The organism is Paenibacillus bovis (assembly GCF_001421015.2).
GTDB lineage: Bacteria > Bacillota > Bacilli > Paenibacillales > Paenibacillaceae > Saccharibacillus > Saccharibacillus bovis.
In genome coordinates this window covers 4,104,585-4,128,798 of the sequence record NZ_CP013023.1, presented here as the reverse complement: position 1 = coordinate 4,128,798, position 24,214 = coordinate 4,104,585, and the positions used below count along the sequence as shown (strand labels likewise).

The window sequence follows — 24,214 nt, the reverse complement described above, 5'->3', positions numbered from 1 at the left end:
CAGTCCCTTTAGAAGTCTGTCCTGTCATTTTTCGATTCTAAAATGGGTTTCACAAAGGAGCAGTATATGCGGATATTAATTACGGGTTCTTCCGGCAGAATAGGCACGGCGCTTACCGCTTATCTCGTGGACAATCATGATCTGGTGCTGGCAGATCTTCATTTTGATCGGCTGCCTCCAGAGATTCGGGAGCAAACTGAGCAGCATGTTATTGATCTGTCTGATCTGAAAGCCTGCCTGAAATTAACTTCCGGTATAGACAGGGTAGTCCATCTGGCAGGCAATCCTTCACCGGATGCGGACTTTTATGAGCATTTGCTCGATAACAATATCAAAGGTAGTTATAATCTGTTCCACGCCTGTCAGCAAAATGGAGTACAGCGCATCGTATTTGCCAGCAGTGCACAGACGATGGAAGCCTATCCTGTAGATGTTCAGACCACAACTTCCATGCAGGTGCGCCCCAAAAATATGTACGGAGTCAGTAAAGTATTTCTGGAGTCGCTCGCCAGCTACTATGCCTATGAACAGGGACTGGAAAGTGTGGGACTGCGAATCGGTGCATTTGATGACTTCCATCCGGGAGAACCGATGACCGTGCGCGATACGAGTGCTTACCTGAGTCCGCGAGATCTGTGCCAGCTGGTGGAAAAGGGATTGACTGCTCAGCTAAGAGAGCCCTTCCTACTCGTAAATGCGATTTCGGATAATCGCTTCAAACGACTTAATATTGAAGAGGCGATTCGTGAACTGGGCTACAAACCGCAGGATGATGCGTTTGCTTTGCAGGAGATTTTCAAGGATCGGAAATAAGTGTGAGGGAGCTGTTGGTCCATAATATACACCTATGCGATCAGTACGAATAGTATGTATCAAAAAAGCGTTCCAAACGTCTATTTTCGACGTATAGGAACGCTTTTTTATGCATGATTAGGCAGGTGCTATCAGACAAAATAGCTCTACCCATCTTTGCAGACTACCGGATGCAGGCTGTTACATTTTGATCGTGCTGCTCAGGCGTTTGATCATATCTTCTTCCGGTGTGATAAACAGGGTCGTCTGATGATCGTAAATAACGAATCCCGGCTTGGAACCGTTCGGTTTGTGTACATGGCGAATCTGGGTATAATCGACCGGTACACTACTTGATTCCTTGGCCTGGCTAAAGTAGGCAGCGAGCTGCGCCGCTTCGGCCAGCGTAGCATCGCCAAATTCGCTGCTGCGGATAACGACATGGGAACCCGGAATATCCTTGGTATGCAGCCAGGTATCATTATTATTCGCCATTTTGTTGGTAATATATTCATTTTGCAAATTGTTTTTGCCTACATACATTTCGATACCTTCACTGGAAGTATAAATATGCAGGGTCGGACGATTGTCTTTCTTTTTCTTTTTGTTCTTTTTGTTGCGGTTGCGGACGTAGCCCTGCTCGGCCAGTTCTTCACGAATCTCGTCGATATCCTGCAGGGCGGCACTTTGCAGCTGCTGGAGCAGGGAATCGAGATAGGCAATTTCTTCATGCGTACGGGTCAGCTGTTCTTCGATTACCGCAAGGCTGTTTTTGTATTTGTTGTACTTTTTGAAATAGCGCTGGGCATTATCGGAAGGAGATAGCTGCGGATCAAGCTGGATCTTGATCGGGCGCTGCTCTTCATCATAGAAATTGATAAGCTCAATTTCTTTGTCTCCTTTGGTAATCTGATGCAGGGAAGCGAATAGCAATTCACCCTGAATACGGTATTTCTCGGCATCGTCCGCTTCCAGTTGATCTTTGCGCAGATTATCGAGCTTTTTAATGTTTTTGCTGCGTTCGTTTTGCAAAAAGCGCAGCAGATCACTCGTTTTCTGCTTGACGGTATCGCGTTCTGCCTTGTTGCCATAATACGCTTCGATACATTCGCTCATCGAAGCATAATGTTTTTCTTCGTCCTGAATTTGTACAAGCGGTACAGCCGAGAAAACAAGCTTGTTCTTGGCATTGAGTCCGCTCACGGGATCAAACTGTCCCTGACGTACCTGTTCCATTAATGTATCAAAAGAGGTCCACAATGCATCCGCATCTACCCGATCGGGTAACTTGGATGAAGCTGGATCCGATTCATTGGCGTTCAAGTCCGGAGCTGGAGCATCAGAATGTTGTGCAGAAGCAGCAGAAACGGAACTATTCGCTGCACGCTGTACGACTTCGCTCGCAATCAATGGGCTAATACCTGTGAAAGTATCCAGAATAAAACGGGCGGATGTATCTGTATACTCGGCATAGCTGCTTGTAAACGGCTCCCGACCGGTTTCCAGCGGATTCAACTTGTTCTGCTGCGGGGGCTCTTGATAGCTGAAGCCAGGCATAATAATGCGGTAGCTGCTGATTGCCGGAGTCACATGATGGATACCGTCTATAATCGTATTTGTCGACGGATCAAGCAGAATCAGATTACTGTGTCGACCCATTAGTTCCACAATAATCCGTTTGACCGATACATCTCCCAGCTCATCACGCTGACGAACCTGGAAATGAATAATACGCTCCATGCCCACTTGCTCAATTGCCTCAATAATCCCGCTCTCACAATGCTTGCGCAGCAGCATACAGAACATCGGCGCTTCCTGCGGATTCATAAAAGACTGCTCGGTAAACTGCACACGCGGATACGTCGGATTCGCACTAAGCAATAATTTACGATTCTCCCGCTGTGCCCGAATCTGAAAAACAATATCACTATCTGTAGGCTGATAAATCTTATTAATACGCGACCCCACCAGAATCTGCAGATCCTGTACAATCGCGCGAGTTACAATACCATCAAGTGCCATATCAATTCTCCTATTCTAGCGTTTAACTTGTTAAACGCGGTGTTCAAATGAAAAAGCAATTTTTGCGAAGCAAAATATTGTACAGAACAGCGTTTAACTTGTTAAACGCGGTGTTCAAATGAAAAGTGATTTTTGCGAAGCAAAATATCTTGCATTACAAACGTTTAACTTGTTAAACGCGGTATCCAATAAAAAAGCGATTTTTGCAAAGCAAAATATCGCGATATTCTTACTCCCAATACACCTATTCTATCATGCCACAAAGCATTCGCAATTTATAGTCGTATCATGTATGCTTACCCAGTAGGAAGTGATTAAACAGCATATTCAGGGGAGAGAGCAGCGATGGAATTTACCAAAATGAACGGACTTGGCAATGATTTTATCGTAGTGTACGGCGAGCCTTCTCTGCCCGCCAATGCGGCGGAGCTGGCGATTCGGCACTGCAACCGGTACTTTGGGATTGGTGCAGACGGGCTGGTCTTTATACTGCCTTCAGCCCGGGCGGATTATATGATGCGGATTATTAATGCAGATGGATCGGAAGCAGAGCAGTGCGGCAATGCGATCCGCTGTGTAGCCAAATATGTATTTGACCACGGTCTTGCGGCAGGCACCGAGATTCAGATCGAGACGATTGGTGCTGGCGTACAAGCAGTCACTGTACAGGCAGAGAATGGCAAAGCGGTTACGGTACGTGTCGATATGGGCGAGCCTGTACTGGAAGCCGGTCTGATTCCGGTAGCAATAGAAGGCAATCCGGTGCTCAACCAGCCGATAGAGGTGGAGGGAGAGCAGTTTCATTTTACAGCTGTATCGATGGGGAATCCGCATTGCGTGATCTATGTAGAGGATGCAGTGAGTTTTGATCTGCATCAATGGGGACCGCAGCTGGAGACGCATCCACTGTTTCCACGCAAGGTGAATGTAGAGTTTACCACTGTACAGAGCCGCGACCGGATCGATATGAGAGTCTGGGAACGCGGAGCAGGACCGACGCTTGCCTGTGGTACAGGAGCCTGTGCGACACTCGTGGCTTCGGTGCTGAATGGTTATTCCGACCGTAATGCGCATGTCTCGCTCAAGGGCGGAGACCTGTATATTGAGTGGGATGAGAGCAGTAATCATGTCTATATGACTGGCCCGGCAGCAACGGTATATACCGGACAGACGCTGGATTAAGCTCCGGTTATACCTTTTAGCTATATCAGCCATTTCTGCCTCGATTTGCTTGGGATTTATGATACATTTAAGCATAAATCGATACAGCGAGGTGTGGCAGATGAAGCCGGATTTGCGATCAAGATGGACAGACGGTGTTATTGTAGGCGACGGAGCAATGGGAACCTATTTATATCAGCTGGGATTCCCGGTAGGCATTTCCTATGAGGAGCTGAACCTGCTGAGTCCGCATATTATTGAGGATGTGCACCGCCAGTATGTCACTGCAGGAGCAGAGATGCTGGAGACGAATACCTTTTCTGCGAATCACGAGAAGCTCGCCAAATACGGGCTTGAACATAAAGTGGAAGAAATTAATCGTGCAGGGGTGCGCATTGCCCGTCAGGCTGCTGGCGACCAGGCTTATGTCGTGGGTTCGGTCGGCGCAATTCGCGAAGGCAAGCGCTCCAATACACCACTACCACAGCTGCGCAAATATTTCAGGGAACAGCTGAATGCGATACTGGAAGAAGGCGTGGATGGCATTCTGCTGGAGACGTTTTTTGAGCTGGAAGAGCTGGCTGTTGCGCTGAAGCAGGTACGCAAGCTGACCGATATTCCGGTCATTTGCCAGCTGACGGTAGAGGATGCGGTGCGTACATTGGATGGCTACAGTCTGCCGGATGCTTTTGCTATTCTGACAGAAGCAGGAGCAGATATGGTCGGTCTGAACTGCCGTGTAGGCCCCAATGGTACCATGCGTGCGCTGGAATATGTACGCGGCAAAGTATCATTGCCGCTGTCTGTGTATCCGGATGCGGGTGTAGCCAGCTATGTGGATGGTGAATACCGCTATAAGGCGAAGCCTTCGTATTTTGGTCAAAGTTCGGTTCGTCTGGCAGAATTGGGCGCCAGAGTAATCGGCGGCTGCTGCGGAACAACGCCAAAGCATATTGCCGCGATTGCGCGTGCGCTGGCTGATTATGTGCCTGCACCACTCGACTTTTCGAATGTGCAGGTTCCTTCGCCGCAGATCAGTATTACGATGGAAAAGGATATTCTCGGCGGCTGGGGCTCTGATCGTGATGATGTGCCGCCTACGCTGGTTGAGCTGGTCAAAGAACGACCAACAGTGATTGTGGAACTTGATCCGCCGCGTGATCTAGATATTACAGGGTTTATGGCTGGAGCCGAAGCGCTCAAAAAAGCCGGAGCCGATGCGGTGACGATGGCGGATAATTCACTGGCGGTTACGCGGATGAGCAATATGGCGCTGGCTCATCTGGTTCAGCGGGAGACCGGACTGCGTCCGCTCGTGCATGTCACATGCCGGGATCGCAATATGATTGGCAACCAATCGCATATGATGGGACTGAATGCACTGGGTGTGGATCATATCCTTGCCGTCACAGGTGATCCATCCAAATTCGGTGATCTGCCGGGAGCAAGCTCGGTCTACGATATGACTTCATTTGATATGATCCGAATGATCAAACAGCTCAATGAGGGTATCGCCTTTTCGGGCAAAGTGCTCAAACACCGGGCGCGCTTTGTTGTTGGAGCTGCCTTTAACCCGAATGTGAAGCATCTGGACAAAGCCGTGCAGCGTCTGGAAAAGAAAATCGCTGCAGGCGCCGATTATGTCATGACCCAGCCGGTCTATGACGAGCATCTAATTCGTGAGATGCATGAAGCGACCAAGCATCTGAGCGTACCTGTTTTTATCGGTATTATGCCGCTGGCCAGCGGGCGCAATGCGGAATACCTGCATAATGAGGTTCCGGGGATTCAGCTGCCTGACCATATTCGCGGCCGTATGGCTGGTCTGGAAGGACCGGAGGCGAGACAAACAGGTGTCGCTATCGCCCGCGAGCTGCTGGATGTGGCCCTGGAGTATTTTAACGGAATTTATATCATGACTCCATTTATGCTGTATGATATGAGCGCGCAGCTTACAGAATATGTATGGGCAAAAGCAAAGCAGCGTCCGAACCCCTTGTTTCATGGTAAATAATCAATTACAATAGAATAACGGATGTGATGCCGATGTCATTCAGTATGACCGGATACGGTCAGTCCGCCGTTCAATATGGCGGCTACAAAATCCAGATTGAAGTCAAATCCGTCAATCACCGCTACTGTGAAGTGATGCTCCGGCTGCCCCGCGAATGGGCTGGCCTGGAAGACACGCTGCGCAAACTGGTACAAAGCCGGCTAAAGCGGGGACGGATTGATGTGTTTGTAAACAAGGAGCAGGATGGCGGCGAACAGGCAGCACTGAAGCTGGATCAGGCAGCAGTCCGATCCTATATTCAGGCAGCCCGCGAGCTCCAGCAGTTCGGGGAACTGGAAGGTCGGCTGGATATCAATCAGCTGCTGTCGCTGCCCGGGGTCATGACCGTTCAGGAGAATGGGAACGATGATGATCCGGAGCAGTGGAGAGAGCTACTGGAGCAAGGTCTAGGCGAAGCGCTGACAGGCCTGCTTGAGATGCGTGTCAGAGAAGGCCGTCATCTGGCGGAAGATCTGCGCGGAAGGCTTGATCATCTGCAGCAGATTTACGCCGAGATGCGCCGTTTGGCGCCTACAGTCGTAGAAGAGCATCGTGTCCGGCTGCGTCAGCGTCTGTCCGAACTGCAGGACGGAAGTTTTCACTGGGATGAATCCCGGGTGGGGATGGAAATCGCCATTTTCGCGGATCGTTCCAATATTGACGAGGAATTGACACGTCTGGCGAGTCATTTTGAACAGTTCAGAAATCTTCTGCATACCGATGAGCCGATCGGGCGAAAAATGGATTTCTTGCTTCAGGAAATGAACCGGGAAGTGAACACCATTGGTTCCAAAGCTAATCATCTGGCTCTAGTTAACCATGTCGTCGAGATGAAAGCGGAGCTGGAAAAAATCCGTGAACAAGCCGCCAATTTGGAATGAAGACCAACAAGCGACCTTATTTCGGCGCGATTGAGTCAAATGTATAGGGGGAAAAACCTGAAGATGGCAATCAAACTTATCAATATTGGTTTTGGTAATATTGTATCAGCGAACCGGATTATCTCAATCGTAAGCCCGGAATCCGCGCCAATCAAACGTATTATTCAGGAAGCGCGTGATCGTCATATGCTGATCGATGCCACCTACGGAAGACGTACCCGTGCGGTTATCATCACAGACAGCGATCATGTTATCCTGTCGGCTGTACAGCCGGAGACTGTAGCACATCGTCTGTCTCTCAAAGACGACGATAACGACGAATAAACAAAAACAGGCTGTCGGCCTCCTTGCTGTTGCAACGACCGTCGACAGCCCTACATTGGAGTGTACCATGTCTAAGGGATTATTATTTGTATTATCCGGTCCGTCCGGTGTGGGTAAAGGAACCGTAAGCGCAGAACTGCGTATTCGCAAGCCTGAGCTGATTTATTCGGTATCGGCGACGACTCGTCAGCCGCGAACCGGCGAAGTCGATGGAGTGAACTATTTCTTCAAGACACATGATGAGTTCAAAAAGATGATTGATAACGATATGCTGCTGGAATATGCGGAATATGTAGGTAATCATTATGGAACGCCGCGTGATTTTGTGGATAGAACGCTTGAGGCAGGTAATGATATTTTCCTGGAAATTGAAGTACAGGGCGCATTGAAAGTGATGGAGAAGTTTCCGGAGGGCGTATTTATTTTCCTGACACCTCCATCATTTGAAGAGCTGCAGAATCGTCTGCAAAATCGGGGAACCGAGACGATGGATACGATCAACAATCGTATGACCGTTGCTGCGGATGAACTCGAAATGATGAAGCATTACGATTATTCGGTAGTAAATGACGAGATTGATCTGGCGTGCAAGCGTATCGAGAGCATTATTATTGCCGAGCATTGCAAGATCCGCAAATAAGAGGCTGAAGCCTGAGCTTCGAGCCCAATGAAGAGGTGCTTAATTCATGTTATATCCTTCTATTGATGAAATGATGAACAAAGTAGACAGCAAGTATTCCCTCGTTGTAGCAGCTTCCCGTCGTGCAAGACAACTGCGCGATGGCAGCAAAAGCGAACTGCATGATCCACGTTCCCACAAATATGTAGGTGTGGCATTGGAAGAAATCTACAATGACAACATCAAAATCGAGCGCAGAACCGAAGCCGAGCTGGAGCAAAGTGATCGCGAAAACAAATAAATTTTTCTTTAAAGGCATCGATCATCTGGTGGCTATAAGAAAAATGAAATAGTAGCAGCCGGTAATCAGACCGGCAGACAAGGATAACAACCGCGAGGTTGTTATTTTTTGTGCCCAAAAAAGATAAAAATATAACGATTAAGCAGCAGTACAGGGTACAGGTGCTTGGGTGATGCCGATAATATTCTGCGCTGCAGATCATAAACTCATGTCAGAATAACCGGAAGAAGCTCTTTCTTCCGGTTACTTTTTTGGTGAAAAAGAGGTATAATTAAGGGATTGAACATGATGGTGCTAGATAGCGGAATGTTCGATCTTTTTTTGTCCTGAAGGCTGTACAAACAGGCAATCATAGATAATTCTATTATATATTTTTACGATATCGAATACAGGAGTAGACGAAGAAATCCACTCTTTTTTACTTTCTTTATTTCCAATTATTCTATAGGAAAGCAGGGAAAATAGATGCTACGAGGTAAAAAGATCGTACTCGGTATTACAGGTGGTATTGCAGCCTACAAAGCAGCTGCGCTGTGCAGTGGTCTGGTGAAGCAGGGAGCGGATGTACATGTCATCATGACGGAATCGGCTTCCAAATTTATTACAGAGCTGACGCTGCAGACGCTTTCCCGTAATCCGGTTCATATTGATACATTTGACGAACGTAATCCGGAAGTAGTAACACATATCCATCTGGCCGATCTGGCCGATCTGGTGCTGATCGCGCCGGCGACAGCCAATACCATTTCCAAAATGACACTCGGTCTGGCAGACGATATGCTCTCTTCCATGCTGCTGGCAACTACGGCTCCGATTATGGTCGCTCCGGCAATGAATGTACACATGTACCAGCATCCGGCGATTATTCAGAACATGAATACACTGGTCAACCGTGGTGTACTGATGATCGAACCGGGCGAAGGCATGCTTGCCTGCGGATACGTGGGTAAAGGTCGTCTGGAAGAACCCGAGACGATTATTCGTGTCGTTAACGATTTCTTTGCTGCCCAGCAGCAGCGTGAAGCGATGCGTCAGCTGCTGGCTGGACGCAAAGTAACGGTAACTGCAGGAGGCACTATAGAGCGGATAGATCCTGTACGTTATATTACCAATGATTCTTCCGGCAAAATGGGCATAGCCGTCGCTCGCGCTGCACATGCGATGGGCGCAGAGGTACGGCTGATCGCTGGTTCTATACAGGTGCCGCTTCCAGAAGGAATCGATACCGTACAGGTGCAATCGGCACAGGATATGTACGAAGCTGTACTGGGAGAGTGGAATCATACTGATATTATGGTTCAGACTGCTGCAGTTGCCGATTATCGTCCCAAGACTGTACATGCTACCAAAATGAAGAAAAAAGACGATGATCTGGTACTTGAGCTCGAAAAAACAGTTGATATTCTGGAAAGTCTTGGTCAGCGCAAACAGCATCAGTTTTTGATCGGCTTTGCTGCAGAAACGAATAATGTGGACGAATATGCGATGGACAAAGTAAAACGCAAAAATTGTGATCTACTGGTAGCTAACGATGTAACCAAAGCTGGAGCAGGCTTTGGTACCGATACGAATAAAGTACAGATTTATGATGCTGGAGGACTGGTTGAAGATCTGCCGCTGATGAGCAAGGATGAGGTGGCGTTCCAACTGCTGCAGATCGCTGCAGGCCGGTTAAATGGGGTGTCTGCTTCATGAGCAGGATTGCCCAGGTCATTGTCGATGTACCCAGCCGGGGTACCGATCGGCCGTTTGATTATATTATTCCCGAATCCATGCAAGGCTGGCTGGAGATCGGGAGCCGAGTAGGCGTTCCTTTTGGTCCGCGCACTCTGCAGGGATTTGTCGTGGGGTTGAGTATGGAATCGGATACTCCCGCGGTCAAGCTCAAGCCGATCAAAGAGCTGCTCGATCTAACTCCTCCTTTGTCCGAGGATCTGGTCGAGCTGTCGGAATGGATGAGTGCGCGTTATGCGTGCCATCGGATTACTGCACTCCAGGTTATGCTGCCTGCTGCTCTCAAAGGCAAAGCGGAACGTTATATCCGGGTAACTGATCGTTCGGAATGGGCAGAACGCGGGTCGAATCTGCAGCGTGATCCGGATGAACTGGTTTTGTTTGAAAGTGCAGATGAACTGACGGATATGGAAGCGCAGATTGTTGCACATATCCAGAAGCAGCAGGAAGTTCGGATGGAACATCTAACCCGCAAGTTCGCCAGTCACGCGGATGTGATCAAGCAGCTACTGCAGCGCGGCGTATTATCTGAGAGCCGCAGCATTCGCGATAAAGTACAGAAAAAAACAATCCGTACCGTATCCCTGCATTTGCCCGAAGACGAGATTCGTACCATTATCGAAGAATTCCCGGCCAAAGCACGGCGTCAAAAAGAAGTGCTTACCTTTATCGCAGATACCGGTGGCGAGATTCCGCTCAAGGATATTATGACCGTACTCGGCGTAACCGCAGGCACAGTCAAATCGCTGGCAGACAAAGGTTATATTGTTATCCGTGATATGGAAGTATTCCGTGATCCGTACAAAAACCACAGCTTTGCACCGAGCCAGCCGTTTGTGCTAACAGATGAACAGCAGATGGTCTACAATGCTATTGTTCAGCGCCTGGATACACGCACTGAAGGAGAATTTCTTGTACACGGTATTACAGGGAGCGGCAAGACCGAAGTCTACTTGCAATCGATCCAGCGTGTGATTGAGCAGGATCGCCAGGCGATTATGCTCGTGCCCGAGATTGCTCTGACTCCCCAAATGGTAGAGCGCTTCAAAAGCCGTTTCGGCGATCATGTCGCGGTGATGCACAGCCGTCTATCCAGTGGAGAGCGTTATGATGAATGGCGCAAAATCCGCGAAGGTCAGGCACTCGTGGCGATTGGTGCGCGTTCGGCGATTTTTGCTCCTTTTGCCAATCTGGGTCTGATTATTATGGATGAAGAGCATGAGACTTCCTACAAGCAGGAAGAGAGCCCCAAATATCATGCCCGCGACGTAGCAGTACATCGTGCTCATCAGCATGGAGCGGTTGTGATTCTGGGTTCGGCGACGCCTTCACTGGAAAGCTACCATGCAGCCCGTTCCCAGAGCAGCGACGAATTCAATCCGGCACTGCTGGAAATTCACGGACGGGCGCTGGGAAGCGAGCTGCCCGAAGTTCATATCGTCGATATGCGCGAAGAGCTCAAGGAAGGCAATCGTTCGATGTTCAGCCGCCCTCTGCATCAGGCGATCGAAGATCGTCTGGAGAAAAAGCAGCAGATTGTACTGCTGCTGAACCGCCGCGGTCATTCGACCTTTGTCATGTGCCGTACATGCGGCTATGTAGCAGAATGTCCCAACTGCGATATTTCCCTCACGTTCCACCAGCGTTCCAACAATCTGCGTTGCCATTACTGTGGGCATGCACAGCCGGCACCTGAGATCTGCCCGGAATGTGGCAGCGAGCATATCCGTTACTTTGGTACAGGGACGCAGCGGGTGGAGGAAGAACTGGCCAAACTGTTCCCGGGCATCCGCGTCGTACGTATGGATGTGGATACCACTACACAAAAAGGCTCGCATGAGAAGCTGCTGAACCAGTTCAGGGATAAGCAGGCAGATCTGCTGCTCGGTACGCAGATGGTCGCCAAAGGACTGGATTTTCCGGATGTAACACTGGTCGGCGTTATTGCTGCCGATTCGGCGCTGCATCTGCCGGATTTCCGTGCTGCGGAGAAAACATTCCAGCTGCTTACCCAGGTAGCCGGACGAGCGGGGCGACACCATTTACCCGGTGAAGTTATCGTGCAGACGTATAATCCCGATCATTACTCGGTTGTCCATGCCAGCCGTCACGATTATGCATCCTTTGTACGTGAGGAGCTCAAGCATCGCCAGGTGCTCAGCTATCCGCCGTACTGCCGACTGGCACTGATTACCTTTTCCCATGAAAAGCTGCCGCTGCTCGTGCGGATTGCGGAAAATTATGTGCAGATGGTCAAGGATCATTCGCATAAGCTGGGCTGGCTCGGTAGTCTGGAGCGTTTCTCCGCCGAAGCGCTGGATGTACTGGGACCTGTCGCTTCCCCGATTCCGAGACTGAAAAATAGATACAGATTCCAATGTATGATAAAATGGCGTGGAGATATGGACGTTGCCCGGCTGGCAGAGCATATATCGGAGCAGCTTCAGGACAGCGTACGGGATAAGGATCTTCAGATCAGTATCGACGTAGACCCACAGGTATTGATGTAATCATCCGTCAAATAATGATCCGGGATACATTTCCAGTATTATAATGGATCGCGACCAGGCGGTATAACGGATATGGGATAGCCAGAGCAAAGGGGCAGCAGCTGTTGAAGTGCTGCCCTGTACTCTGCGTACAAACAGGAATACCTGTCAGACCGAGAATAACAGTATGCACTGCACCTATGTGTGATTGAAATCTGTAATGCACAGCAATAAACACTTGTAATGTAGAATAAATAAAGGATGGGATACCCGATGGCAATTCGTATTATTGTAAAAGAACCTGATGAAGTATTGCACAAAAAAGCAAAAGAAGTAACCAAAATTACTCCTAATGTACAAAAACTGCTGACTGATATGGCGGATACCATGTATGACGCAGATGGCGTCGGTCTGGCTGCACCGCAGGTTGGTATACTGAAGCGCGCGATCGTCGTGGATGTAGGAGATGATCATGGTCTAATTGAACTGATCAATCCGGAGATTGTATCCAGCAGCGGAGAACAGTTCGGTTCGGAAGGCTGCCTGAGCATACCTGCACTGAATGGCGAAGTTCGTCGTGCAATGGAAGTGACTGTCAAGGGGCTGGATCGCAACGGACAGGAAATTACCATTACCGGACGTGAACTGCTCGCACGTGCGCTGCAGCATGAGATCGATCATCTGAACGGTGTACTGTTTACCGATATTGCCGAGCGTGTCTATGACCGCAGACTGGACGAGGAAGGAGAATAAGCGTTGACTATTAAAATTGCATTTATGGGAACACCTGATTTTGCTGTAGCCAGCCTGAACGTGTTGCTGGAAGAAGGCCTGAACGTGGTCTGTGTAGTCACGCAACCGGATCGTCCGCAAGGACGCAAAAAAGTACTGACGCCTACTCCGGTCAAAGCAGCAGCGCTGGAGCACGGACTGCCTGTTCTTCAGCCGCAGCGTATGCGCAGTCCCGAAGCGGTAGCTCAACTGGCTGCTTATGAACCGGATCTGATTGTAACTGCTGCCTATGGACAGATTCTGCCCAAAGCGGTGCTGGAGCTGCCTCGTCTGGGCTGTGTCAATATTCATGGTTCCTTGCTGCCCAAATACCGCGGTGGAGCACCTATTCAGCGTTCTATTATTAACGGAGAGACCGTAACCGGTATTACGCTGATGTACATGGCGGAAGGACTGGATACCGGAGATATGATTTCCCGTCTGGAAGTTCCGATTACCGATGAAGATACCTCAGGAACATTGTTTGCCAAAATGAGTGAAGCCGGGGCGGTACTGCTACGTCAGGAACTGCCGCGTCTGCTGCAAGGACCGCTTGAAGCGGAAGCGCAGGACGATGAGCAGGCGACATATGCGCCTAACCTGACACGGGACGATGAGAAAATTGACTGGTCGAAAAACAGCCGTGCTATTTATAACCAGATTCGCGGACTTGTACCTTTTGCCGGTGGATTCACCCTCTGGAATGATGAAGTATTCAAAGTATGGAAAACCCTCCACCCTGATCCATCGGCTTCGTTGCCTGCAGGTGCGGCAGACGCTGTGCCGGGTACAGTCGTGGACATAGGAGCCGAAGGCATTACCGTGCGTACGGGAGATGGCGTTATTACATTGACCGAAGTGCAGCCAGCAGGTAAAAAAGCACTGCGCGCAGCAGATTTTGTACGCGGCACATCCCTGACCAAAGGCACGGTGTTCCAGTGAGCGACCAGAAGAAAAATAATAGCAATAGCGGTCAGTCGCGTCCTGCCGGAAATAGACATAATACGCAGCGGCAGCGTACTGGCAGCGGCTCACCTCGCAAATTGTCAGCCCGTGATGTAGCGCTGAATGTACTGACCGATGTAGAAGTAGAAGGTGCTTACAGTAATCTCAAGCTGAATCAGGCACTAATTCAGGCGGATCTGGAACGTTCGGATACGGGTCTGGCTACAGAGCTGGTCTACGGCACCGTCGCCCATCTGAATACGATTGATTATTTTCTTGACCAGCTTGTCGCCAAAGGCATCCAAAAGCTGCAGCCATGGGTACGCAATCTGCTGCGCATGAGCTTTTACCAGATTTATTACCTGGATCGCATTCCATCCCATGCTGCGGTGAATGAAGCTGTCAATATCGCCAAGCGTCGTGGACATCAGGGTGTATCCGGTATGGTAAATGGTGTTCTGCGCAATGTGCTTCGTCAGCTGGATGAATTATCGATTCCGGAAGGTCTGCCGGCGGCGCAGCGGATATCCCTGCAGTATTCTCATCCACAATGGATGGTGAAGCGCTGGATCAAGCAGTACGGAGAAGAGACAACAGAGCAGATCTGTATGTCCAATAATGAACCTCCAGCTGTCAGCGTGCGGGTGAATACATTCCGGATTTCGCGTGACGATATGATGGCTACACTGAATGAAGCCGGGTATTACGCACAGCCTTCGGCAGTCGCTCCGGATGGTATTCTGGTAGGCGGCAGCGGCAATATGGCGTTGACGGACTGGTATCGTGAGGGACTGATTTCTATTCAGGATGAGAGTTCCATGCTGGTAGCCGAAGCGGTTCAGCCACAGCCGGGCATGAAAGTGCTGGACTGCTGCGCAGCTCCTGGCGGCAAAACAGCACATATGGCCGAGAAGATGAAGGATCAGGGGCAGATTATTGCCAACGATATTCACGATCACAAGCGCAAGCTGATTGATGATCAGGCACAGCGCCTGCATCTGAATATGATCGAGACAGCGATCGGCGATGCACTGACGCTAACCGAGCGTTATCCGGCAGCTTCGTTTGACCGTATCCTGCTGGATGCACCATGCTCGGGTCTTGGCGTGATCCGGCGTAAACCGGATCTCAAATGGAACAAATCGCCGCAGGATATTCAGGATATTTCCGAGCTTCAGCAGCAGCTGATCCGCCAGGTATCCACGCTGCTCAAGCCGGGCGGGATTTTGGTATACAGCACCTGCACAATTGAATACAGCGAGAATGAATACGTGGTTCGCAGCTTCCTGGAGCAGCACCCTTCATTTGAAGCAGCGGACACACCGCTTTCTCCTCTAAAGGAAGCCGCTGCCAAGCAGCGAGTTTCCTCAGGCAAAAAAAGTACCGAATCCAGTATCGGGCTGCAAATATTGCCGCAGGATTATCATTCGGACGGATTTTATATTGCGGCTTTGCGCAGAATGAGTTAGTATAGGGTCTTAGCACAACTACGGATATACAATAACGGCCTACAGCAGGTACGTCAGACAATGCTTTCGCTCTAAAATAGCAGAAGCTGGCGGGTACCTCTTTAGGCTTTCTTTTTTTTGTGCTAAAATAGTAAAGATGTAAACCCGATGTAACTCGTATTGCAAATGATCAAAAATGACTTACAAAAATAAGAGCCAAAGAATAGGTGTGATAAATCCAATGAAACCCTTTATATATGATTATTCGCTGGAAGATCTCCAGGCATGGGTGCAAGAAAATAACGAGCCTGCTTTCCGTGCAGGACAAATTTTTGACTGGCTGTATGTGAAGCGTGTATCTTCTTTTGAGGAAATGACGAATCTTTCCAAAGGACTGCGCGCCAAGCTGAACGACCAGTTTTCTTTTGTAACACTGAGCGAAATTACCAAGCTGCAATCCAAAGACGGTACAGTGAAATTCCTGTTCGGCCTGCATGATGATCATGCGATCGAGACGGTTATTATGCGTCACAACTATGGTAACAGTATCTGTGTAACAACACAGGTTGGCTGCCGGATCGGCTGCACATTCTGTGCGTCGACACTGGGTGGACTGAAGCGTAACCTGACTGCAGGCGAGATCGTAGCCCAAGTCGTTCAGGCACAGAAAATCCTGGATGAGACCAATGAGCGTGTCAGCAGTATCGTGATCATGGGCTCCGGTGAGCCGTTCGAGAACTACGAAGCAACCATGAAATTCCTGCGTATCATGATTCATGAAAAAGGCCTGAATATCGGTCAGCGTCATATCACCGTATCCACCAGTGGTATCGTACCGAATATCTACAAATTTGCAGACGAAGAAACCCAGATCAATCTGGCAATCTCTATCCATGCTCCAAACGACAAGCTGCGTTCCAAACTGATGCCGGTTAACCGCCGTTTCCCGTTTGATGATGTGATGAAATCCCTGCATTACTATATGGAAAAAACAGGACGCCGCATTACGTTTGAATATGCACTGATCGGCGGCGTGAATGACCGTCCGGAGCATGCTGAAGAATTGGCAAATGTCCTCAAGGATATGATGTGTCACGTCAACCTGATCCCTGTCAACTATGTACCTGAACGTAACTATGTGCGTACACCACGCAAAGATATTTTTGAATTCCAGCGTATCCTGGCGGATAAAGGCGTTAATGTAACGATCCGTCGTGAACAGGGTCACGATATCGCTGCGGCCTGCGGACAGCTGCGGGCGAAGCATATGGAATCGACAGCGAGGTGATCAGAGTTGATTAGAGCAGCGCAGCTGAGTGATAAGGGACGCGTTCGACAGGTAAATGAGGATTCGGTGTGGATCGGCAGTATACAGGAAGAATATACACTTGGTATTGTGGCAGACGGAATGGGGGGCCATCGGGCAGGCGATACAGCCAGCCAGCTGGCCGTCCAGACGGTAGTGAGCGATCTGCAGGGGCTGGAGGCCGGATTATCGGCTGAAGCCTGCCGTGCAGCGCTTCATGACGCTATTTTGCATGCCAATGACATTGTTTTTCATATGGCAAAGACGAACAGCGATTACTACAACATGGGAACGACGATCGTAGCGGCACTTTTGCGCGGCAATCAAGGCATTATTGGGCATATTGGAGACAGCCGGGCTTATCTGGTCGGCGAGGATGAACTGCGTCTGTTGACGCAGGATCACAGCCTTGTCAACGAGCTGCTCAAAACAGGGCAGATCAGTCAGGAAGAAGCAGCTGCCCATCCGCGTCGCAACGTACTGACACGTGCGCTGGGAACGGATTCCGAAGTGAGTGTGGAGCTGGATGATATTCAATTGTCAGCCGGAGAAGTTCTGCTGCTCTGCAGTGATGGATTGACCAATATGATTACCGGTGATCAGATCGAGACCGTTGCGCTGGCAGGGATTCCGCTGGAAGACCGTGCCAAGCATCTGGTCGCTCTTGCACTGGAAGCCGGTGGGGAAGATAATATCACGGTTGCCCTGTTCGAAATCAATGACACTGCACCCAGGTCGGATACAAAGGGGTGGACATCGTGATAGGACGCATTCTGGGCGGTCGTTATGAAGTACTCGAAGAAATCGGCGGCGGTGGTATGGCACTCGTTTATCGTGCCAAGGATGTACTGCTGAATCGCCATGTAGCGATCAAGGTACTGCGTCAGCAGTTTGTATACGATGAAGAATTTATTCGCAGATTCCGCCGTGAAGCTCAATCTGCGGCATCTTTGTCTCATCCGAATGTTGTCAGCATTTATGATGTTGGACAGGAAGATGATATTCATTACATTGTTATGGAATATGTAAACGGCCAGAATCTGAACGAAATTATCAAGGAACGCGCTCCTTTGCCGGTCGAAGAAGCGGTGCGAATTGCAACGCAAATCTGTGATGCACTGGAACATGCGCATCATAATCAGATTATTCACCGTGATATCAAGCCGCATAATATACTGATTGGCCGTAACGGACGGGTAAAGGTAACCGATTTTGGTATTGCCCGTGCAGTCACATCGACCACGATTACACAGACAGGTTCTGTTATCGGTTCGGTACATTACTTTTCTCCCGAACATGCCAAAGGCGTAACGACCGGAGAAAAGTCTGATCTTTACTCGCTCGGAATTGTTCTCTACCAAATGCTGACCGGCAGACTTCCTTTTCAGGGAGAAAGTCCTATCAGTGTTGCGCTGAAGCATCTGCAGGATGAGTTCGAAGATCCAAGACTCATTAATCCGCTGATTCCGCAGAGCGTAGAGAATATTATACTTAAATCAATGCGTAAAAACCCTGCAGAACGATATCATTCTGCCCATGATATGCTTACGGATCTGGATACTTGTCTGCTGCCAGAGCGCAGCACGGAATCCAGAGTCTACTTTGCGAGTAATGATGATGACGAGCAGACCAAGGTCGTATCAGCGATTCGCCCCAACTCGATCCCGGTCGGTCTGCCGGATGATGAGGTGCGAAGCATGGAGAGAGACCGAGGCAAAAGCAAAACGGCGACAGCTTCCAAGCAGAAAAGCCGTAAAAAAGCAGCGATTATTATCTCTTCGGTGCTGGCAGTACTGCTGATTATGTTTGTGATTGTATTCTATGTAAATCAGACGCTGAACAAGGATGAGGTTACCGTTCCGAGTGTCACGAATATGACAGAACAGCAGGCCAAGGTAGAGTTGCAAAAATATGGTCTGGCAGTCGCAGATGACGTACACCGAGAGTACAAGGAAGGGATAGCACCCGGTACGGTGTATGAACAGGATCCGCAGCCGAATACACTGGTCAAGCAGAATACCGAGATCAAACTCAGCGTAGCCATGGCCAAAGAACTCAAGAAAATGCCCGACTTTACCAATTCGACGTATGATGATGCTCGCAAAGAGTTGATCGAGATGGGCTTTAAGGATGATCAGATTGCCAGACAGGATGAAAATAACGACAGTGTAGAAGCCGGTAAGGTATTTGACCAGAAGCCGGGAGCGAACGAAGACGTAGACCCTGAATCCCAACCGGTCACGCTAACGGTAAGCAAAGGCGTATCTACAACATCGGTTCCATCGGTAGCAGGTATCAGCCAGTCGGATGCCCAGTCCAAAATTTCTTCTGCCGGCCTCAAAGTAGGCAATGTGCAGCAGGAAGCAAGCTATACGGTTGATAAAGGCAAAGTCACCCGTCAGAATCCGCAATCTGGTGGTTCTGCTACCAAAGGAAGTGCAGTGGATCTGTGGATTAGCACCGGTTATCCGCCGGAAGCACTGAATTACACGTATACGGTATCGGTACCACCAGCTACAGCAGGCAAAACCAGCAAAATCAATATTGTCTATACGGATGCGCGTGGTGCTGACCGCGACTGGGGAACCAAAACAATTGATTCCCGCAAATCGCTGCAGATCAATATGGTGCTGGACCCTAACCAGAATGGCGTTGTTAAAGTCTACCGTGATGGTCAGTTCCTGGATACTTTTGCGATTGGATATAATGAAGCCAAACAGGGAACACTACCTGAAGGTGTAGTGGAACCCGAAAATACCGGAGAAGTAACCCCTCCACCGGAGACTACAACTCCACCAGCCGAAGAGACTACGCCTCCGGAAGAGCAGGAGACAGAGGATCCCGCCGCAGTAGATGGCAGTAGCAATGGAAACGGCAATGGTATTGGTAACGGAAATGGCAATGGTCAAGGAAATGGCCAAGGCCAGGGGAACGGTAATGAAAATACCGATGATACGGGTAATGATACGAATACACCGTAATTGAAGATCATGATTCAAAATGCAAGATCAATGAGAGGACGGATTACATGCCAGAAGGCTTAATCGTCAAAGCGCTAAGCGGATACTATTATGTAAAACCCGAGCAGACAGATGAGGTGGTTCCTGCGGATCAACCGGCTACTATACAGTGCCGGGGCCGCGGAATCTTCAAAAAAAGAGGGGAATCCCCTCTGGTCGGCGATCAGGTTATCTTTTCATTGACAGAAAATGGAGAAGGCACAGTAGACAAAATACTGCCGCGGAGGACGGAATTAATTCGTCCTCCTGTGGCTAATATTCGTCAGGCTGTCTTGCTGTTTTCGGTAAAAGAACCGGATCTGAGCCTGATTCTGCTGGACAAATTCCTGGTACATATCGAGCATGCTGGCCTGGAACCGTTGATCTGCTTTACCAAAATGGATTTGCTGCGTGAAGAAGATACAGTGATGCGCGAGGCTGTAGAGAGAGCCAAACAGCTATATGAGGATATTGGTTATCAGGTTATTCTTACCAGTGCCGAACTGGATATGGGTACCGATCAGATTCGCCAGGAGCTGAATAACAAAATCAGCATGTTTGCCGGACAGTCAGGTGTGGGTAAATCCTCCTTGCTGAACAAGGTGATTCCGGGCAGCGATCTGAATACCAGCGAAATCAGCTTGCGTCTCGGTCGTGGTAAGCATACCACCCGCCACGTAGAGTTGATCGAACTGGAGGGTGGCGGCTATGTGGCCGATACTCCCGGTTTCAGTCAGCTGAATTTCACGCAGCTGGGCGTCGAGGATCTGGGCTCATGCTTCCGCGAATTTAATCGCTATTCCAGTGACTGCAAGTTCCGTGGATGCACACATTTACATGAGCCGGGCTGCAAAGTGCTGGATGCTCTGGAAAACGGAGAAATAGCCAACAGCCGCTACAAGCACTACGAGCAATTTTATCAGGAAATGAAAGATGAGAAACGGAGGTATTAATCATGCATAAAGTAAAAATAGCCCCTTCTATTCTGTCAGCGGATTTTGGTAAACTGCTGGCTGAAGTCGCTGATGTCGAGCGCGGCGGAGCGGATTGGGTGCATATTGATGTAATGGATGGCCACTTCGTTCCGAATATTACATTCGGAGCGCCGGTAATGCAGTCCATCTCGGCACATACCGGTCTGTTCAAAGATGTTCATTTGATGATCGAAAATCCGGATCGTTATATCGAAGATTTCGTCAAAGCTGGAGCACAGATGATTACGGTTCACGCCGAAGCATGTACACATCTGCACCGCGTTATTCATCAAATCAAGGAACATGGTGTCAAAGCAGGCGTAGCGATCAATCCGGCTACACCGGCAGCAGCGATCCGTGAAGTGCTGGAAGATGTCGACATGGTGCTCGTTATGACCGTGAATCCGGGATTTGGCGGTCAGAGCTTTATCCCGCGTACCGTGAACAAAATTCGCCAGATACGTGAATGGGCCAATGAGATGGGGCATACGGCTCTTCATATCGAAGTAGACGGTGGTATTACAGCTTCTACAGCCAAACAGGTCGTAGAAGCAGGAGCAGATGTACTTGTAGCCGGCAGCGCCGTATTCAATACGCCTGACCGTGCCAAAGCAATCCGGAGTATCCGCGATAGCCTTCACTAAGAAGCTGCCGTGTGACTGCTGAATATAAACGGCAGTAGCCAAGAATGGATCTTATAACTACTCGCACATATTTGTGGACAAGCTGTTCATCTTATACGAGTTAATAGGTATAATAACAAAGCGCTAATCCATTTACAGGATTAGCGCTTTGTATGTTTAATCTTAGATATCGCTTGAATATTATTGCTGCAAAGATGGATACACCGGTGATCGCAGAACAGTTCTACCGATCTGAATATAGCAAAAAAGCATCTCTAGTCAATAGAGATGCTTTCTTCATCGACATATCATTATACGCGGGTAACTTTACCGGATTTCAAAGCACGAGTACTTACGTATACGCGTTTTGGTTTACCGTCTACGAGGATGCGAACTTTTTGAACGTTCACGCCCCAAGTACGGCGGTTACGGTTGTTAGCGTGGGATACGTGGTTACCGCTACCAGCTGTTTTACCAGTTACATAACATTTACGAGCCATAGTTACACCTCCTATTTCCAAAAAAGTGCATGAAAACAACACTCATAACATATTATCACAATCAAGAAAGCGACGTCAACACTTCTAAATACTTTATTTATTTCTGTAAAGGGTTATAGTACAATATAAGGTAGTTCAATATGTATTTTTTTTGCATGATTGGCAGGTATCATTTTGCCAGCTGACAGAGTAGTGAACCTATACTGTCAAGGTTCGCATGCAGCCAAATACACTACATTACACAAGGCTTTGCCCGTTATTGGTACTTGGTACAAGTACAAGGTTCTAAATTATTTGAAACGGGCAGAGAACAGAAAGCGTATAAGTAACCCATATATGCTTTTTTACAATACAAATAATTTAATAAACAAACCTGAAAACGAAAAATCAAAATGTGTTCTGTCCAAATATCATCCCGGACAGAGCTGGTATGGATACATGAGGAAGGGGAATTATCATTGAGTAAGCGTTCTTTAAATGGAACTGATTTTACCGCTATGGTATTGGCGGGAGCGGAGCGTCTGCATCAGCATGCGGAGCACGTCAATTCCCTTAATGTATTTCCTGTGCCGGATGGCGATACAGGAACCAATATGAATCTGACCATGACTGCCGGAGTGAATGAACTCAAACGCAGCAGTTCTCCGATGATCGGTCAAGCAGCTACAATACTGTCCAAAGGCTTGTTAATGGGAGCCCGCGGTAACTCCGGCGTTATTTTATCCCAGCTGTTCCGTGGTTTTAGCCGGGCGGCTGCATCACGGGATGAACTGAATGCCGCTCAATTTGCAGCTGCATTACAAAATGGCGTGGAAACTGCCTACAAAGCTGTAGTCAAGCCTGTTGAAGGCACCATTTTGACTGTTGCCAAGGAAGCAGCCAAGCATGCAACCTATTATGCACGTCGTACGACCGATATTACGGAATTGATGGGCGAAGTACTTCGACGCGCCCAGGAGACGCTGGCCCAGACGCAGGAAATGCTGCCGGTATTGAAACAGGTAGGCGTAGTTGATTCCGGTGGTCAGGGGCTTGTATATATTTATGAAGGGTTCTATGCCTATCTGCAGAATGGAACGACAGCTACAAGTACAGAGCAGACATTTGCAGCCGTTCATACAGGTCAGGCTATGCAGCCGGGCATTACAGGTACATCCAATCCAGCTTCAGCTTCTGCAGTAGCTCAGAATCCTGCATTTGATACACCGATGCCGGCTCAGGCACGCCTGGAAACCGAAGATATCGAATTCTTGTATGATATGGAATTTTTCATTAATCGTCAGCTGGGACAGAACCGTAATGTTCGTTTTGAGGAAGAGAAGTTCCGTCAGGCACTGGCTGTAAATGGCGACTCCATTATCGTTATTGCCGATGATGAGGTTATCAAGGTGCATGTTCATTCCAAAGCGCCGGGTGAAGTGCTCAATCTGGCTCTGCAGTACGGAGAAATTACACAGATCCATATTTTGAATATGCGTGAGCAGCATCGCGATTTGCTGTCTGCCGGACTGGATATTGCTCCGCCGCCCGATCTGTTTGCCGATATTCCACAGGAACCGCTTGATCCGCAGACAGCAGCTGTTCCTCCTGCAGAAGAAGTAGCAGCTTATGGACTGATTGCTGTTTCGTCGGGCGACGGTATTTCGGAGATTTTCCGTAGTCTTGGGGTAGATACGATTCTGGCCGGCGGGCAGACGATGAATCCGAGCACGGAAGATTTCGTCAAAGCAGTAGAGAATCTGTCTGCACGTCATATCTTTATTTTGCCAAATAACTCGAATATCGTACTGGCTGCACAGCAGGCACGCGATCTGCTGGAAGACAGCCGTCAGATTACGGTTATTCCGAGCAAAAGTATTCCGCAAGGGATCGCTTCTGCTTTTGCTTTCCAGGAAGACGAGAGTGTGGATATGAACGAGAGCAATATGACAGAAGCACTGAATCATGTCAAATCAGGTCAAGTAACCGTAGCAGTACGCGATACGACAATGGAGAATATCGATATCAAGGAAGGTCATTATATCGGAATTTACAATTCCAAAATCGTAGCTACTGCCCCGGCACTGCTGCAGACCTGTCAGGAGCTGCTGTCTTCGATGATCGAGGATGGTCAGGAAGTGGTAACCGTACTGGTAGGTAGTGAAGCAAATGATGCAGATACGACAGCTCTCGCGAGCTGGATCAGCGAAACTTATCCCGATGCCGAAGTGGAAATCCATGAAGGCGATCAACCGGTATACCATTACCTGTTCTCTGTAGAATCCTGATTATT

20 protein-coding genes are annotated in these 24,214 nt (G+C 48.9%); 18 read left to right on the top strand and 2 right to left on the bottom strand.

The window, feature by feature from the left end; genetic code table 11:
• Positions 1-66: 66 nt before the first annotated feature.
• Positions 67-813 (top strand): NAD-dependent epimerase/dehydratase family protein, encoded by a 747-nt coding sequence (locus AR543_RS17595; RefSeq protein WP_060535716.1) that lies wholly within the window; start codon positions 67-69, stop codon positions 811-813.
• 180 nt (positions 814-993) lie between these two features.
• Here AR543_RS17595 and AR543_RS17590 read toward each other — a convergent pair whose 3' ends face one another.
• Positions 994-2,814, bottom strand: coding sequence for an Rqc2 family fibronectin-binding protein (locus tag AR543_RS17590; protein WP_060535715.1), 1,821 nt, complete (start codon positions 2,812-2,814; stop codon positions 994-996).
• A gap of 345 nt (positions 2,815-3,159) precedes the next feature.
• On the opposite strand from AR543_RS17590, the gene dapF reads away from it, so the two are divergent.
• From dapF to rpe, 16 genes are all read left to right on the top strand, one after another.
• Positions 3,160-3,996, top strand: coding sequence for a diaminopimelate epimerase (dapF, locus tag AR543_RS17585; RefSeq protein ID WP_060535714.1), 837 nt, complete (start codon positions 3,160-3,162; stop codon positions 3,994-3,996).
• 100 nt (positions 3,997-4,096) lie between these two features.
• On the top strand, positions 4,097-5,989 hold the full coding sequence (locus tag AR543_RS17580) for a bifunctional homocysteine S-methyltransferase/methylenetetrahydrofolate reductase (protein ID WP_060535713.1): 1,893 nt from the start codon (positions 4,097-4,099) through the stop codon (positions 5,987-5,989).
• 32 nt (positions 5,990-6,021) lie between these two features.
• A complete protein-coding gene (locus AR543_RS17575; protein WP_060535712.1) occupies positions 6,022-6,909 on the top strand; it encodes a YicC/YloC family endoribonuclease in 888 nt (295 codons plus the stop codon).
• 63 nt (positions 6,910-6,972) lie between these two features.
• Complete coding sequence (gene remA / locus AR543_RS17570) at positions 6,973-7,233, top strand: extracellular matrix/biofilm regulator RemA (protein ID WP_017814687.1); 261 nt, start codon at positions 6,973-6,975, stop codon at positions 7,231-7,233.
• 67 nt (positions 7,234-7,300) lie between these two features.
• A complete protein-coding gene (gene gmk / locus AR543_RS17565) occupies positions 7,301-7,873 on the top strand; it encodes a guanylate kinase (protein WP_060535711.1) in 573 nt (190 codons plus the stop codon).
• Between the two features lie 46 nt (positions 7,874-7,919).
• A complete protein-coding gene (gene rpoZ / locus AR543_RS17560; RefSeq protein WP_017814689.1) occupies positions 7,920-8,153 on the top strand; it encodes a DNA-directed RNA polymerase subunit omega in 234 nt (77 codons plus the stop codon).
• A gap of 465 nt (positions 8,154-8,618) precedes the next feature.
• Positions 8,619-9,848 carry a bifunctional phosphopantothenoylcysteine decarboxylase/phosphopantothenate--cysteine ligase CoaBC gene (gene coaBC, locus AR543_RS17555; RefSeq protein WP_060535710.1) on the top strand — a complete coding sequence of 410 codons (1,230 nt, stop codon included), beginning with the start codon at positions 8,619-8,621 and terminating at the stop codon, positions 9,846-9,848.
• Positions 9,845-12,397, top strand: coding sequence for a primosomal protein N' (gene priA, locus AR543_RS17550; protein ID WP_060535709.1), 2,553 nt, complete (start codon positions 9,845-9,847; stop codon positions 12,395-12,397). The genes coaBC and priA overlap by 4 nt, the downstream gene beginning before the upstream one ends.
• 252 nt (positions 12,398-12,649) lie before the next feature.
• A complete protein-coding gene (def, locus tag AR543_RS17545) occupies positions 12,650-13,129 on the top strand; it encodes a peptide deformylase (protein WP_060535708.1) in 480 nt (159 codons plus the stop codon).
• Between the two features lie 9 nt (positions 13,130-13,138).
• Positions 13,139-14,089 carry a methionyl-tRNA formyltransferase gene (gene fmt / locus AR543_RS17540; RefSeq protein WP_060536835.1) on the top strand — a complete coding sequence of 317 codons (951 nt, stop codon included), beginning with the start codon at positions 13,139-13,141 and terminating at the stop codon, positions 14,087-14,089.
• Entirely contained in the window at positions 14,086-15,561 is a 1,476-nt protein-coding gene (gene rsmB, locus AR543_RS17535; protein WP_174703751.1) for a 16S rRNA (cytosine(967)-C(5))-methyltransferase RsmB, read from the top strand. The genes fmt and rsmB overlap by 4 nt, the downstream gene beginning before the upstream one ends.
• A gap of 220 nt (positions 15,562-15,781) precedes the next feature.
• Complete coding sequence (gene rlmN, locus AR543_RS17530) at positions 15,782-16,828, top strand: dual-specificity RNA methyltransferase RlmN (RefSeq protein ID WP_046214858.1); 1,047 nt, start codon at positions 15,782-15,784, stop codon at positions 16,826-16,828.
• Positions 16,829-16,834: 6 nt separating this feature from the next.
• Positions 16,835-17,608, top strand: a complete 774-nt coding sequence (locus tag AR543_RS17525; RefSeq protein ID WP_060535707.1) for a Stp1/IreP family PP2C-type Ser/Thr phosphatase — start codon at positions 16,835-16,837, stop codon at positions 17,606-17,608.
• Positions 17,605-19,827: a Stk1 family PASTA domain-containing Ser/Thr kinase gene (pknB, locus tag AR543_RS17520; protein WP_060535706.1), complete on the top strand. Its 2,223-nt coding sequence runs from the start codon at positions 17,605-17,607 to the stop codon at positions 19,825-19,827. Before AR543_RS17525 ends, pknB begins: the two co-directional genes overlap by 4 nt.
• Before the next feature lie 47 nt (positions 19,828-19,874).
• Positions 19,875-20,798 (top strand): ribosome small subunit-dependent GTPase A, encoded by a 924-nt coding sequence (gene rsgA, locus AR543_RS17515; RefSeq protein WP_060535705.1) that lies wholly within the window; start codon positions 19,875-19,877, stop codon positions 20,796-20,798.
• 2 nt (positions 20,799-20,800) lie between these two features.
• Positions 20,801-21,463, top strand: coding sequence for a ribulose-phosphate 3-epimerase (rpe, locus tag AR543_RS17510; RefSeq protein ID WP_060535704.1), 663 nt, complete (start codon positions 20,801-20,803; stop codon positions 21,461-21,463).
• 290 nt (positions 21,464-21,753) lie between these two features.
• Here rpe and rpmB read toward each other — a convergent pair whose 3' ends face one another.
• Positions 21,754-21,942 (bottom strand): 50S ribosomal protein L28, encoded by a 189-nt coding sequence (gene rpmB, locus AR543_RS17505; RefSeq protein WP_082472268.1) that lies wholly within the window; start codon positions 21,940-21,942, stop codon positions 21,754-21,756.
• Positions 21,943-22,400: 458 nt separating this feature from the next.
• Here rpmB and AR543_RS17500 point away from each other — a divergent pair, with 458 nt between their 5' ends.
• Entirely contained in the window at positions 22,401-24,209 is a 1,809-nt protein-coding gene (locus AR543_RS17500) for a DAK2 domain-containing protein (RefSeq protein WP_060535702.1), read from the top strand.
• The last annotated feature ends 5 nt before the right edge of the window (positions 24,210-24,214 follow it).

Coding starts and splice junctions, on each gene's coding strand:
- AR543_RS17595 (WP_060535716.1), top strand. CDS start 67: ATGCGGATATTAATTACGGGTTCTTCCGGCAGAATAGGCACGGCGCTT.
- AR543_RS17590 (WP_060535715.1), bottom strand. CDS start 2,814: ATGGCACTTGATGGTATTGTAACTCGCGCGATTGTACAGGATCTGCAG.
- dapF (WP_060535714.1), top strand. CDS start 3,160: ATGGAATTTACCAAAATGAACGGACTTGGCAATGATTTTATCGTAGTG.
- AR543_RS17580 (WP_060535713.1), top strand. CDS start 4,097: ATGAAGCCGGATTTGCGATCAAGATGGACAGACGGTGTTATTGTAGGC.
- AR543_RS17575 (WP_060535712.1), top strand. CDS start 6,022: ATGTCATTCAGTATGACCGGATACGGTCAGTCCGCCGTTCAATATGGC.
- remA (WP_017814687.1), top strand. CDS start 6,973: ATGGCAATCAAACTTATCAATATTGGTTTTGGTAATATTGTATCAGCG.
- gmk (WP_060535711.1), top strand. CDS start 7,301: ATGTCTAAGGGATTATTATTTGTATTATCCGGTCCGTCCGGTGTGGGT.
- rpoZ (WP_017814689.1), top strand. CDS start 7,920: ATGTTATATCCTTCTATTGATGAAATGATGAACAAAGTAGACAGCAAG.
- coaBC (WP_060535710.1), top strand. CDS start 8,619: ATGCTACGAGGTAAAAAGATCGTACTCGGTATTACAGGTGGTATTGCA.
- priA (WP_060535709.1), top strand. CDS start 9,845: ATGAGCAGGATTGCCCAGGTCATTGTCGATGTACCCAGCCGGGGTACC.
- def (WP_060535708.1), top strand. CDS start 12,650: ATGGCAATTCGTATTATTGTAAAAGAACCTGATGAAGTATTGCACAAA.
- rlmN (WP_046214858.1), top strand. CDS start 15,782: ATGAAACCCTTTATATATGATTATTCGCTGGAAGATCTCCAGGCATGG.
- rsgA (WP_060535705.1), top strand. CDS start 19,875: ATGCCAGAAGGCTTAATCGTCAAAGCGCTAAGCGGATACTATTATGTA.
- rpe (WP_060535704.1), top strand. CDS start 20,801: ATGCATAAAGTAAAAATAGCCCCTTCTATTCTGTCAGCGGATTTTGGT.
- rpmB (WP_082472268.1), bottom strand. CDS start 21,942: ATGGCTCGTAAATGTTATGTAACTGGTAAAACAGCTGGTAGCGGTAAC.